The organism is Bradyrhizobium neotropicale (assembly GCF_001641695.1).
GTDB lineage: Bacteria > Pseudomonadota > Alphaproteobacteria > Rhizobiales > Xanthobacteraceae > Bradyrhizobium > Bradyrhizobium neotropicale.
In genome coordinates, this window is the sequence record NZ_LSEF01000100.1 from 115974 (window position 1) to 129030 (window position 13057).

Annotated in this window: 14 protein-coding genes, 1 tRNA gene and 1 pseudogene; 9 read left to right on the forward strand and 7 right to left on the reverse strand. The window is 63.8% G+C overall.

The window, feature by feature from the left end; all coding sequences use genetic code 11:
* Positions 1-36: 36 nt before the first annotated feature.
* The 6 genes from AXW67_RS33980 to aroA form a co-directional block, all read right to left on the reverse strand.
* Positions 37-429 (reverse strand): lipopolysaccharide assembly protein LapA domain-containing protein, encoded by a 393-nt coding sequence (locus tag AXW67_RS33980; protein WP_063681438.1) that lies wholly within the window; start codon positions 427-429, stop codon positions 37-39.
* Between the two features lie 72 nt (positions 430-501).
* The gene (ihfB, locus tag AXW67_RS33985) at positions 502-807 is read right to left on the reverse strand and encodes an integration host factor subunit beta (RefSeq protein WP_027550072.1); all 306 of its coding nucleotides are present in this window, start codon (positions 805-807) and stop codon (positions 502-504) included.
* Between the two features lie 172 nt (positions 808-979).
* Positions 980-1960: a signal peptide peptidase SppA gene (sppA, locus tag AXW67_RS33990; RefSeq protein ID WP_027550073.1), complete on the reverse strand. Its 981-nt coding sequence runs from the start codon at positions 1958-1960 to the stop codon at positions 980-982.
* A 299-nt stretch (positions 1961-2259) separates the two neighbouring features.
* A complete protein-coding gene (gene rpsA / locus AXW67_RS33995) occupies positions 2260-3969 on the reverse strand; it encodes a 30S ribosomal protein S1 (protein ID WP_027550074.1) in 1710 nt (569 codons plus the stop codon).
* Between the two features lie 265 nt (positions 3970-4234).
* Positions 4235-4873, reverse strand: coding sequence for a (d)CMP kinase (gene cmk / locus AXW67_RS34000; protein ID WP_027550075.1), 639 nt, complete (start codon positions 4871-4873; stop codon positions 4235-4237).
* Positions 4870-6207 carry a 3-phosphoshikimate 1-carboxyvinyltransferase gene (gene aroA / locus AXW67_RS34005; RefSeq protein ID WP_063681439.1) on the reverse strand — a complete coding sequence of 446 codons (1338 nt, stop codon included), beginning with the start codon at positions 6205-6207 and terminating at the stop codon, positions 4870-4872. The genes cmk and aroA overlap by 4 nt, the downstream gene beginning before the upstream one ends.
* 160 nt (positions 6208-6367) lie before the next feature.
* Between aroA and AXW67_RS34010 the strand changes: the two genes are divergently transcribed.
* Positions 6368-6775, forward strand: coding sequence for a TIGR02300 family protein (locus AXW67_RS34010; RefSeq protein ID WP_063681440.1), 408 nt, complete (start codon positions 6368-6370; stop codon positions 6773-6775).
* A 66-nt stretch (positions 6776-6841) separates the two neighbouring features.
* Positions 6842-6917, forward strand: a tRNA-Ala gene (locus tag AXW67_RS34015).
* Positions 6918-7034: 117 nt separating this feature from the next.
* Here the strand turns inward: AXW67_RS34015 and AXW67_RS34020 are convergent.
* Complete coding sequence (locus tag AXW67_RS34020; RefSeq protein WP_063681441.1) at positions 7035-7496, reverse strand: MarR family winged helix-turn-helix transcriptional regulator; 462 nt, start codon at positions 7494-7496, stop codon at positions 7035-7037.
* 158 nt (positions 7497-7654) lie between these two features.
* On the opposite strand from AXW67_RS34020, the gene AXW67_RS34025 reads away from it, so the two are divergent.
* The 7 genes and pseudogenes from AXW67_RS34025 to AXW67_RS44525 all read left to right on the forward strand — a co-directional run.
* Positions 7655-8080: an organic hydroperoxide resistance protein gene (locus tag AXW67_RS34025; RefSeq protein WP_027550079.1), complete on the forward strand. Its 426-nt coding sequence runs from the start codon at positions 7655-7657 to the stop codon at positions 8078-8080.
* 195 nt (positions 8081-8275) lie between these two features.
* A partial coding sequence (locus AXW67_RS34030; protein ID WP_245315803.1) for a CaiB/BaiF CoA transferase family protein occupies positions 8276-9167 on the forward strand: 892 nt, incomplete at its 3' end.
* 1 nt (position 9168) lies between these two features.
* Positions 9169-9463, forward strand: a pseudogene (locus AXW67_RS44520) (CoA transferase); the annotation flags it as partial.
* A 294-nt stretch (positions 9464-9757) separates the two neighbouring features.
* Positions 9758-11077: a sn-glycerol-3-phosphate ABC transporter substrate-binding protein UgpB gene (gene ugpB / locus AXW67_RS34035; protein WP_063681443.1), complete on the forward strand. Its 1320-nt coding sequence runs from the start codon at positions 9758-9760 to the stop codon at positions 11075-11077.
* 50 nt (positions 11078-11127) lie between these two features.
* The gene (ugpA, locus tag AXW67_RS34040) at positions 11128-12009 is read left to right on the forward strand and encodes a sn-glycerol-3-phosphate ABC transporter permease UgpA (protein ID WP_027550082.1); all 882 of its coding nucleotides are present in this window, start codon (positions 11128-11130) and stop codon (positions 12007-12009) included.
* Positions 12009-12857 carry a sn-glycerol-3-phosphate ABC transporter permease UgpE gene (ugpE, locus tag AXW67_RS34045; protein WP_027550083.1) on the forward strand — a complete coding sequence of 283 codons (849 nt, stop codon included), beginning with the start codon at positions 12009-12011 and terminating at the stop codon, positions 12855-12857. Before ugpA ends, ugpE begins: the two co-directional genes overlap by 1 nt.
* Before the next feature lie 6 nt (positions 12858-12863).
* The coding region (locus tag AXW67_RS44525) for an ATP-binding cassette domain-containing protein (RefSeq protein ID WP_245315804.1) at positions 12864-13057 on the forward strand (194 nt) is incomplete at its 3' end.

Sequence of the window (13057 nt, forward strand, 5' to 3'; positions counted from 1 at the left end):
GCGGCCAGAAAACAGGGTTTTCGGTTGCGGCCGCTTCTACAACGTCGCGCGCTGCTTGTCTCGCCCGACGGGGCCGTAAAGGCCGGCCCCGGTGGGGACCGGGAGGCGCTGCGGATCGGGCTTTGCCGGAGCCGCGGCCGCGCGCAGGTCGGCCAGCTCGGCCCTGGCGGACCGCGCCTCGGCCTCGTTCCGGCGCGCCGCACGCCGCCAGCGCCCCTGGGCGAGCCAGACGGCTGAGCCGCCCGCCACCACGCCCAGCACGCCCACGACGATCAGGAGCAGGAACAGCGGCAACGAGAACGACAATGACGAGTCGTCCGAAACCAGGGGATCGTAGGAGACTGTGACGAAGTGCCGGTTGGCAATGGCGAAGTCGACCAGGACGAAGCCCAGCGGAATCACGACCAGCGCGGTCAGAAACTTTCGCATCGCGATCGCTCGCCTTGAATCAAGCTTACGGCCCCATCATGCGGCCGTTCGGTTAAATCCGGACGACAGCCTTTAATCGGCGGCACCGGGATCCGGGTCGTCGCGGTTCAGCCGCTCGCGCATTTCCTTGCCGGTCTTGAAGAACGGAACGCTCTTCTGGTCGACAGGCACATGGGCGCCGGTACGTGGATTGCGGCCGGCGCGTGCCGGGCGGTGTTTCACCGAGAAAGCGCCGAAACCGCGCAGCTCGACGCGATCACCGCGCGCAAGGGCCGCGACGATCTCTTCGAGAATCGCGTTCACAATGTTCTCGACATCCCGCTGGTAAAGATGCGGGTTGTGCTCGGCGATACGCTGAACAAGTTCGGATTTGATCATCGAGAGATAGGACCCGGGAGCGTGCGGACAACCATTTCCGTGAAAATACGTTGAACTGTCAAGACGCTAAATGAGGGATGGCGGATGGGAAAGTGCGTGACAAACACCAAAAAAGCGGGCTGTCACGGCACTCGTTCAACGGGTAAATCCCAAAGGACACGCCTGGTTCCCGTCAATTCGACGCTGCCGGCTGCCAAAGGGCCAGCATTCCGTCCATTCCGAGCCGATCGACCGCCTGCACGACGCCAGTCTGCCCGATCTGGTGCGCAATCGAGCCGAATCCAAGCGCTTCGAGCGTGACGACCGCGGTCGCCTTGAACAGCGACAGATCGCCGAAGCGGGACTCCAGCTTATAGTCACGGACCGAAAGGCCCTTCTTCACGCCCTTCTGCTCGACGAGCCAGTCCACGGCCGTCTTTTCGTCGCCAAGCTGATCGATCAGCTTGAGATCGATCGCCTGCCGACCAGTGAAGACACGGCCGTCGGCAACTTTATCGAGCTGCGTGTCGTCCATGCCACGCCGTTCCTTCACCAGTCCCTTGAACCAGGCGTAGGAGTCCTTCACCAGCGCATCGAGCGCGGCGCGCGCTTCGGGGCTGGTCGGCTCGAAACCGTTGGGCGCGGCCTTCAGCGGCGAGGACTTCACCTCCTCGACCTTGACGCCGAGGGTCTTCAACAGCTCGGCGACATTGGGGTACTGGAACAGCACGCCGATCGAACCGACCAGCGAGCTCTGCTGGGCGATGATGTGGTCGCTCGCGATGGCGGTGATGTAGCCGCCGGAGGCCGCGAGACCTTCGACCACCACGACCAGCGGCTTCTTGGCCTTGAGCCGCGTCAGCGAATCATAGAGCTGCTCGGAACCGGCGGTGGTGCCGCCGGGCGAATTGATGTGAACGATGACGGCCGCGGCCTGTGAATTCTCCAGCCGCTCCAGTGCGCGCGTGCGCTCGGCGTCGCTGCGGATGAGCCCCTCGATCTGCACCCGCGCGATCGAGCCGGCGGACGCGAAGGTGCCACGCGCGCCGGGCGTTGCGATCAGGGCGAAGCCCGCGATCGCCGCGACCGCGATCACCGCGGCCATGACACGCCAGAACGTCAGCTTGCGACGGATCCTGCGCCGATCGACGATGATGTCCGAATCGAGCGACATCGAAAAATCTCCAAATAAAGGTCAGGCGCGTTGTGCCGTCACGGCGTGACCATTGGATTATCTGGATACATCAATTGCGGCGCAATTTGAAGAAATGAAGGCTTCTTGCTGTCGTCGTAGAAGGCGGGGACGACGACCGAGTTTTGGAAGCCGCGTCGCCCGGATGGAGCGCAGCGCAATCCGGGATGCCTTCAATCGCGGAACGCCCCCGGATTTCGCTACGCTTCATCCGGGCTACGGACGCAAAAAAGCCCCGGCGGATCGCCGGGGCTTTGATCTTTGCGAAGCAAGCGTTTCGCTTACTTGTTCTCGCCGCGGTTCTTGAGCGCGGTGCCGAGAATGTCGCCGAGCGTCGCACCCGAATCGGAGGAGCCGTACTGCGCGATGGCTTCCTTCTCTTCGGCGACTTCGAGCGCCTTGATCGACACCTGGACCTTGCGGGCCTTCTTGTCGAACTGGATCACGCGGGCATCGACCTTCTCGCCGACGGCAAAGCGTTCGGCGCGCTGGTCGTTGCGGTCACGGGCGAGCTCCGAGCGCTTGATGAAGGTGGTGAAGTCGGTACCGGCGATCTTCACCTCGATGCCGCTCTCCTTCACTTCGAGCACTTCGCAGGTCACGACCGCGCCCTTCTTGACATCGCCCGGCTCGGCGAAGGGGTCGCCTTCGAGCTGCTTGATGCCGAGCGAGATACGCTCCTTCTCGACGTCCACATCGAGCACCACGGCTTTCACCACGTCGCCCTTCTTGTAGTTGTCGATCACCTGCTCGCCCGGAAGCTTCCAGTCGAGGTCGGAGAGATGGACCATGCCGTCGACGTCGCCCTCGAGACCCAGGAACAGACCGAACTCGGTCTTGTTCTTGACCTCGCCCTCGACCACCGAACCGGTCGGGTGACCTTCGACGAAGACCTCCCACGGGTTGCGCATGGTCTGCTTGAGGCCGAGCGAGATGCGGCGCTTGACGGAATCGACTTCCAGCACCTGCACTTCGACTTCCTGCGAAGTCGAAACGATCTTGCCGGGATGCATGTTCTTCTTGGTCCACGACATCTCGGAGACGTGGATCAGGCCTTCGATGCCCGGCTCGAGCTCGACGAACGCACCGTAGTCGGTGATGTTGGTGACGCGGCCGGTGAAGCGGGCACCCAGCGGGTACTTGGCTTCGATGCCCTGCCACGGATCGTCCAGGAGCTGCTTCATGCCCAGCGAGATGCGGTGCGTCTCGTGGTTGATCTTGATGATCTTGACCTTCACGGTCTGGCCGATCGACAGCACCTCGGTCGGGTGGTTGACGCGGCGCCAGGCGATATCGGTGACGTGCAGCAGGCCGTCGATGCCGCCGAGATCAACGAACGCACCGTAATCGGTGATGTTCTTGACCACGCCGTCGATGACCTGACCCTCTTCGAGGTTCTGCACCAGCTCCTGGCGCTGCTCGGCGCGTGTCTCTTCCAGCACGGTGCGGCGGGAGACGACGATGTTGCCGCGGCGGCGGTCCATCTTCAGGATCTGGAACGGCTGCGAGTTGTTCATCAGCGGCGCAACGTCGCGGATCGGACGGATGTCCACCTGCGAGCGCGGCAGGAACGCCACGGCGCCGTCGAGGTCGACGGTGAAGCCGCCCTTGACCTGGTTGAAGATGACGCCGTTGACCTTTTCGTTGTTCTGGAACGCCTTCTCCAGCTTGCCCCAGCTCTCTTCGCGGCGCGCCTTGTCGCGCGACAGCACGGCTTCGCCGAGGGCGTTTTCGATGCGATCGAGGAACACTTCCACCTCGTCGCCGACCTTGAGATCGCTTTCACGGCCGGGGCCCGAAAATTCGCGCAGCGCGACGCGGCCCTCGGTCTTCAGGCCGACGTCGATGACGGCCATGTCCTTTTCAATTGCAACCACCTTGCCCTTGACGACGGAGCTTTCCTGCAAATTGCCGCCGGCAAAGGACTCGTCGAGCATCGCGGCGAAATCATCGCGCGAGGGGCTATAGGTATCAGCAGAAATCGAAGCCATTTGTTCTCCAGTTGCGGACGTCGCGCCGGCCAGTGGGTTTAAGGGCGTATCGTGCGTGCAGTGTCGGAAGGTCCGCAAAACCTTCAAGCGACCGCTCGTCGTCCCGGCTTTTGCCGAGAACAGCAGGAGCGGGCCGGCCTGGCCCGCACGTTCGATACGTGGAAAATCTTGATCCGGAGCCTGGATGTCGCCGGCCCCAAACAGGGAACCGAAGTATCGACCTCAAGGAGCGGGAGCGGGCGCTTCCTCCAATGACGGCCGCGGCTTAACCCCGCGGACGGCCCGCTCGGACGGCCTCGATAATGTCGATGGCGGCCCGGACGCCGCCTTCTATATCCAGTTGGGAGTTATCTAGCAAGTAAGCATCCGGGGCCGGTTTCAGAGGCGCAATCGGCCGGTTCTTGTCCCGCTCGTCGCGCTGGATGATGTCGGCCAGCACTGCCGCCTCGTCGGCCTCCTCGCCCCGCGCCTTCGCCTCCATGGTGCGGCGGCGGGCGCGGACCTTGGGGTCCGCGATGACGAAGATCTTCACATCGGCGTCCGGGCAGATCACGGTTCCAATGTCGCGGCCGTCGAGCACCGCCCCCGGAGGGTCGGCGGCGAATTGTCGCTGGAAGTTGACCAGGACTTCGCGGACCCTGGGAATCGCGGAGACGACGGAGGCGCCTTCGCCGACCTTCTGGGTCTTCAGGACGGGATTGCCGAACTTTTCGGGATCGAGCTCCAGCGCGGCGGCGACCGCGGCCTCCTCGTCGCGAAGGTCATGGCCTGATTGCATGAGCGCATAGGCAACCGCGCGATAGATCACGCCGGTATCGAGGTGACGATAGCCGTAATGATGGGCGAGGCGTTTGCCCAGCGTGCCCTTGCCCGAGGCCGCGGGTCCGTCGATGGCGATAATCATGAAAACTCCGCGCCGATCGCGCGCATCATCGGAATGAAATCCGGGAAACTGGTGGCGATGAAGGCGGTGTCGTCGACCTTCACCGGTTGATCCGCTGCGCAGCCCATCACCAGCGCCGACATCGCGATGCGATGGTCCATATGGGTGGCGACGAGCCCGCCGCCGGGCACATGGCCGCGGCCTTCGACGATCAGATCGTCGCCGGAAATCTCGACCTTCACGCCGTTGACGCGCAGCATGTCGGCCGTGGCCTCCAAGCGATCGGATTCTTTGACGCGCAGCTCGTGCAGGCCGCGCATGATGGTGGTGCCCTCGGCGAACGACGCCGCCACCGCCAGCACCAGATATTCGTCGATCATCGAGGGTGCGCGCTCCGGCGGCACGTCGACCCCGCGCAGTTTCGAGGCCCGCACGCGCAAGCGCGCCATCGGCTCGCCGGCATCGCCCCGCACCTCGCTCTCCTCGATCGAGCCGCCCATTTCGCGCAGCGTCGTGAACAGGCCGGTGCGCAGCGGATTGGTCATGACATCAGTCAGCACGACGTCGGAACCTTCGGCGATCAGCGCGGCAACGATCGGAAAAGCGGCCGAGGATGGATCGGCGGGGACCACGACCTCGGCGCCATGCAGCTCGGGTTGCCCGACGAGGGTGATGCGGCGGCCGTGAGTACCTTCGGTCGTCGAGGTGATGTCGGCACCAAAATGCTTCAGCATCAGCTCGGTATGGTCGCGACTCGCCTCGCTCTCGATCACCGTCGTCGTGCCCGGCGCAGCCAGGCCCGCGAGCAGCACGGCCGATTTGATCTGCGCCGACGCAACCGGGGTCTGGTAGGTGATCGGCAGAGGATCGCGCGCGCCCTGGACTGTCAGTGGCAGGCGGCCGCCCTCACCGCCGGAAACCACCCTGGCACCCATCTTTTCGAGCGGATCGAGAATCCGGCGCATCGGACGGCTGCGGAGCGAGGCGTCGCCGTCGAACACCGCGGAAATCGGGCATCCGGCGACCGCGCCCATCACCAGCCGGCAACCGGTGCCGGAATTGCCAAAATCGAGCGGCGCGTTGGGCTGGGCGAAGCCTGCGACCCCGACTCCGCGCACGTTCCACGCAAAATCGCCCGTGCGCTCGACCTTAGCGCCCAGCGCCTGCATGGATTTGGCGGTGTTGAGGACGTCTTCGCCCTCGAGGAGGCCGGAAATCCGGGTTTCGCCGACGCTGAGCGCGCCCAGAATCAGCGCGCGGTGGGAAATCGACTTGTCTCCGGGCACCCGTACTTTCCCGGTCAGGGCGCCGCTGGCGCGAGACTGGAGCGGCCGCGGTTGGTCGGAATGAGTCAAGATTGTGTCCTTGGATGTGCCCCTTCGCGGGACAGGCGCAGGTACCACATGGTCCGAGCCCCGTCACGGGCATGTCTTTCTTCTGTAATGCGCTATTGACAGCGGGCCGCCAACTAGCCAAGTGAAGCACCGCTTTTCAGACATTCCCAGGATTCCTGCCGTGGCCAAGTCCGAACTCGGAACCAAACGCATTTGCCCGACCACGGGCAAGAAGTTCTATGACCTCAACAAGAATCCGGTGATCTCGCCCTATACTGGCGAGGTGGTGCCGATTGCCCCGCTCGCCCCGGTGCGTGCCACCCGCGGCGCCGAGGCGCGCAGCATGGCCCAGGACACCGCGCCCGAACCGGCGGAGACCGAAGAGATGGTCTCGCTCGAGGAGGCCGATGCCGAGGAGAACACCGGCAAGGTCAAGGCGGTCGTGCCCGAATCGGAGGAGGATATCGAGGTCGACGAGACCCTCGATGACGACGATGACGATGATTCGACCTTCATTGCCGACGAAGAAGAGGGCGATGAGGACGTGACCGACATCATTGGTGATGTCGGAGGTGATGAAGAGACTTGAGATAATTCCAGAACTGTGGTTCTGGGTCTTTCCCGACGCGTCGCCCAAGTCGCGTCGGATGGTTAAGGGGCCATAGCTCAGCTGGGAGAGCGCTTGCATGGCATGCAAGAGGTCGGCGGTTCGATCCCGCCTGGCTCCACCAGCCTTCGCTCGCTTCGCGAGCTTCGGCTGGGCAAGCCCGGGAAGTCCCTCGTAGCGAAGTGAGCGAAGGCTGCCCGCCACAGCCCGAAGGGCGACGGCGGGCTCTGACGAAACTCCCCTACTCCCCGATCACCGCATTGAGCCTGTCGCGCAGGGCGACGATCTCGTTCTTCATGCCGACCAGCTCCGACACCGAGCAATCGGACGCGGCCAGGATCGACTGCGGGACGCTGCGCGCCTTGTCCTTCAATGCGTGCCCCTGCGCCGTCAGCGCAATCAGCACCTGACGTTCGTCCTCGCTCGAGCGCGTGCGCCGGACCAAATGGGCCGCCTCGAGCCGCTTCAGCAGCGGCGTCAGCGTCCCGGAGTCCAGGAACAGTTTTTCGCCAATGTCCTTCACCGGCACATCGTCCTGCTCCCACAGCACCAGCATCACCAGATATTGCGGATAGGTCAGGCCGAGCCGGTCGAGCAGCGGCTTGTAGACCCGATTGAAGGCGTGGGCGGCCGAATAGACCGCAAAGCAGATCTGGTTATCGAGCCGCAGCGGCTGATCGGCCGCCGAATGTTTCCGAACCATGGTGAGCCTCAGGAGATTCGCTTGCCCGCATTGTGGGACGGGGTGGCGGCACATTCAATTGCGAACAATTAAATGTGAGGCCGCGCAATTTCAATTGCGTACAATCTAATTGTTTGCAATAAAGATTGCACCCCAACCGGAACCCCAGGGAGACGAAGATGTCCGTGAATGTCCTCTACAAGACCAGCGCAAAGGCTACCGGCGGCCGCGATGGCCATGCCGCAACCCTCGACGGCGCCCTCGACGTCAAGCTTACCACGCCGAAGGAACTCGGCGGCGGCGGTGGCGCCGGCAACAATCCCGAACAGCTCTTTGCGGCCGGCTATGCCGCCTGCTTCATCGGCGCGATGAAGTTCGTGGCCTCGCAGGGCGGCCCGAAGGTCCCGGCTGACACCTCCGTCACCTCAACGGTCGGCATCGGCCCGCGTTCCGAGGGCGGGTTCGGCCTCGACATCGATCTGGCCATTTCCTTGCCGGGCCTTGCCCGTGCGGAGGCCGAGGCGCTGGTCGAGAAAGCCCACCAGGTCTGCCCCTATTCCAACGCCACCCGCGGCAATGTCGATGTCCGCCTGAAGGTCGTCTGATCGACGGCGGATCGGCCGGCCCGAGATCCCCCTCGGGCCGGCCATTCCAGTTTGATTCGCCCTCGATTTGCCACGCTGCGGGATTGCGAAGCCGCGGCGCATACGCCTCTACGCGGGAAGCCATTGCCGGCATGAGCGAACCTCGCTAGGCCTGTGATCAACGATCGACACAGGGTTGAAGCGAAGGTTGCTGCCATGACTTCCGAATCCGCTAACGGCGCAATGAGCGGACTGCGCGTCATCGACCTCACGCGCGTGCTCGGCGGTCCCTACTGCACCCAGATCCTCGCCGACCATGGCGCCGACGTCATCAAGGTCGAGCCGCCGGCGGGCGACGAGGTGCGCGAATGGGGCCCTCCCTTCCACGAGGAAGACGCGGCCTATTTCGTCGGCATCAACCGCAACAAGCGCTCGATCGGCCTCGACCTCGCCTCCGAGGGCGGCCGCATCGTGCTGCTGAAGATGCTGGAGACGGCCGACGTCCTGATCGAGAATTTCAAGCCGGGCACGCTGGAGAAATGGGGCATCGGCAACGAGGTGCTGCGCGAGAAATTCCCGCGCCTCGTGCATTGCCGGATCTGCGGCTTCGGCGCCGACGGTCCGCGCGGCGGCAACCCCGGCTATGACGCCATCATCCAGGCGATGACCGGCATGATCGCGGCGACCGGCTCGCCGGAGAGCGGACCGATGCGGATCGGCGTGCCGCTCGTCGACATCACCACCGGCCTCTATGCGGCAATTGGCATCCTGATGGCGCTGTCGGAGCGGCAGCGCTCGGGCCAGGGCCAGTTCCTGGAGACCACGCTGTACGAGACCGGCCTTGCCATCATGCATCCGCATACCGCGAACTATTTCATGCATGGCAAGCCGCCCGGCCTGACCGGCAACGAGCATCCCAATCTCGTGCCCTACGCGATCTTCCCGACCAGGACCGACAACATCTTCATCGGCGTCGGCAATGACGGCACCTTCCGCAAGCTCGCGAAGGAGATCGGCAAGCCCGAGCTCGGCACCGATCCGCGCTTTGCCCGCAACAAGGACCGCATCGCCAATCGCGAGGCGCTGCGCGCCGAGCTTGCCGCCGTGTNGCCGCTCTGCAATCGCCTGCTCGCCGCGGGCCTGCCGGCAGGCCCGGTGCAGAAGATCGACCAGGCGTTGACCAACCCGCACACGATCTACCGCGGCGATGTCATCGAGAAGGACTGGTACAAGGGCGTCGCCTCGCCGATCCGGCTCGACCGCAGCAAGGCGAGCCTGCGCCGCCTGCCGCCGAAATTCAGCCAGCACTCGGCCGAGGTGCTCGGCGAGTTCGGATATTCGAAGGCCGAGATCGACGCGATGGTCGCCAAGGGCGTGGTCTGCGGCCCCGAGCGCAAGCGCTAGGCTTCATGGAATAGGCACCCGCGTAGCCGCAAAGGCAGTGCGCCTCCCTCTCCCGCAAGCGGGAGAGGCTAATCTGCGGCCCCACTCCGCTTTCGCGGCAACATTGCACGTGTCGGCAATCCTAATGCTGCGCCGCGCACGGCGGCGGCTGCCGGATGCGCCTTCGCCTATTTGACAGCTTCCCTTTTCCCGCGCTTGCCGCTTTCGTTTCGGCCGCTTACACAGTCATGTGAACGTCATACGTCGCTGCTAGCGCAAGCGATCTTTTTTGACGGCCCAAGGGAGGTTTTCTTGATGGCTCTTCGACATTTTGGTGCGGCTGCCGCTGTTGCAGTCACGTTCGGCATGGCCGCCTCGCCGGCGCTGGCGGTGACTGAAATCCAGTGGTGGCACGCGATGACCGGCGCCAACAACGACGTCATCGTCAAGCTCGCCAACGACTTCAATGCTTCGCAGAGCGACTACAAGGTCGTCCCGACCTACAAGGGCAGCTACCCCGATACGATGAACGCCGGCATCGCGGCCTTCCGCGCCGGCAACGCGCCCCACATCATGCAGGTGTTCGAAGTCGGCACCGCAACCATGATGGCCGCGACCGGCGCGGTCAAACCGGTCTACAAGCTGATGGCCGAGACCGGCGAGAAGTTCGACCCCAAGGCCTACCTGCCCGCGATCACCGGCTACTACTCGACCTCGAAGGGCGAGATGCTGTCGTTCCCCTTCAACTCGTCGTCCACCGTGACGTGGATCAATCTCGACGCACTCAAGAAGGCCGGTATCGCCGAGCCGCCGAAGACCTGGCCGGAAGTTTTTGAGGATGCCAAGAAGCTCAAGGCTGCCGGTTATACCACTTGCGGCTTCTCCGGCTCCTGGGTGACCTGGGTCAATCTCGAGCAGCTCTCCGCCTGGCACAACGTGCCGCTCTCGACCAAGGCCAACGGCCTCGACGGCTTCGACACGGTGCTGGAGTTCAACGGGCCGCTTCAGGTCAAGCATCTCGAGAACCTGGTCGAGCTGCAGAAAGACAAGACCTACGACTATGCCGGCCGCACCAACACCGGCGAGGGCCGCTTCACCTCCGGCGAGTGCCCGATCTACCTGAGCTCGTCGTCGCTGTTCGCTAACATCAAGGCGCAGGCCAAGTTCGCCTTCACGGCGGCGCCGATGCCCTACTACCCGGACGTCAAGGGCGCGCCGCAGAACTCGATCATCGGCGGTGCCTCGCTCTGGATCATGGGCGGCAAATCGGCTGACGAGTACAAGGGTGTCGCGAAGTTCCTGACCTTCCTCTCGGACACCGATCGCCAAGTGTATATTCACAAGGCCTCCGGCTATCTGCCGATCACCAAGGCGGCCTATGAGAAGGCGAAGGCCGAGGGCTTCTACAAGGACCAGCCCTACCTCGAGACGCCGCTGCTCGAGCTGACCAACAAGGAGCCGACCGAGAATTCCCGCGGCCTGCGCCTCGGCAACATGGTGCAGCTCCGTGACGTCTGGTCGGAAGAGATCGAGCAGGCGCTGGCCGGCAAGAAGACCGCCAAACAGGCGCTGGACGCTGCCGTCGAGCGCGGCAACACGATGCTGCGGCAGTTCGAAAAGACCGCGGTCAAGTGAGGCGATGAGCGGCGGGCCGCGGATGCGTGGCCTGCCGCTCTCCTGACATCATGCAAAAGCAGGCCATTTTCCAGTCAAAGCTATTGCCCTACGCGCTGGTTGCGCCGCAACTCGCGATCGTCCTGATCTTTTTCTACTGGCCGGCCGCGCAGGCGGTGATCCAGTCCTTCCTGCTCCAGGACGCCTTCGGTCTGTCGACCAGCTTCGTCTGGTTCGAGAACTATATCGAGTTGTTAAAGGACCCCGCCTATTTCGAGGCGATCGTCCGGACCTTCTTCTTCTCGTTCGCGATCGCCATCTTGTCGCTGTCTTTCGCGCTGCTGCTCGCCGTCATGGCTGACAAGCCGCTGCGCGGCTCGACACTCTACCGCACGCTGCTGATCTGGCCCTATGCGGTCGCCCCACCCGTGGTCGGCGTGCTCTGGATCTTCATGCTGCATCCCTCGCTCGGCGTGCTCTCGCGCTATCTTCGCGCCGGCGGCATCGACTGGAATCCGCTGCTCGACGGCAACCAGGCCGCGCTGCTGGTCATCCTCGCCGCCGCCTGGAAGCAGATCTCCTACAACTTCCTGTTCTTCCTCGCCGGCCTGCAGAGCATCCCCAAGAGCGTGCTCGAGGCGGCAGCGATCGACGGCGCCCGCCCGATGCGGCGATTTTGGACCGTGACCTTCCCGCTGCTGTCGCCGACCATCTTCTTCCTGCTGGTCGTCAACATCGTCTACGCCTTCTTCGACACCTTCGGCATCATCGACACCATGACCCGCGGCGGGCCGGGAACATCGACAGTAACACTGGTCTACAAGGTCTATACCGACGGACTGCTCGGCGGAAATCTCGGCAGCTCCGCGGCGCAATCGGTCATCCTGATGGTCCTCGTCATCGTGCTCACCGGAATCCAGTTCCGCTTCGTCGAACGCAAGGTGACCTACTGATGGTCGAGGAAGAAGGCTTTCGGCGCTATGTCGCCCACGTCATCCTCTGGATCGGGATCGCGATCGTCGCATTTCCGGTCTATCTCGCCATCGTCGCCTCCACCCAGGACAACGCGCTGATCGCGAACGGGCAGATGTCGCTCCTGCCGGGCGGGCACTTCTTCGAGGTCTACTACCAGACCATCTTCGTCGGCACGAGCGGCTCGACCCGCGAGCCCGTCGCCAACATGATGCTCAACTCGCTGGTGATGGCGCTGCTGATCGCCGTCGGCAAGATCGCGATCTCGATCATCTCGGCCTATGCGATCGTCTATTTCCGCTTTCCGTTCCGGATGCCGATCTTCTGGATCATCTTCATCACCTTGATGCTGCCGGTCGAGGTGCGCATCTATCCGACCTACAAGATCGTCGCCGACCTGCACATGCTCGACAGCTATGCCGGCCTGTCGCTGCCGCTGATCGCGTCGGCCACCGCAACGCTCCTGTTCCGCCAGTTCTTCATGACGGTGCCGGACGAGTTGCTGGAGGCCTCGCGCATCGACGGCGCCGGGCCCCTCCGCTTCTTCTGGGATACGCTGCTGCCGCTGTCGCGCACCAACATGGCCGCGCTGTTCGTGATCCTCTTCATCCTCGGCTGGAATCAGTATCTCTGGCCGCTTCTGATCACCACGCGCGACGACATGCAGACCATCCAGGTCGGCATCCGCAAGATGATCACCACCACCGACGCGCTCACCGAGTGGCCGGTCGTCATGGCGACCGCCGTGCTGGCGATGCTGCCGCCGGTGTTCGTCGTCGTCGTCATGCAGAAATTGTTCGTGCGCGGCCTCGTCGAGACGGAGAAGTGAGTTTTCATGGCTAACGTCACCCTGCGCAGCGTCCGCAAGACCTATCCCGGCGGCTTCGAGGCGATCAAAGGCGTCGACGTCGATGTCGGCGACGGCCAGTTCTGTGTGCTGGTCGGCCCCTCCGGTTGCGGCAAGTCGACGCTGCTCCGCATGGTGGCCGGCTTGGAGACCGTCAGCGGCGGCGAGATCGACATCGGCGG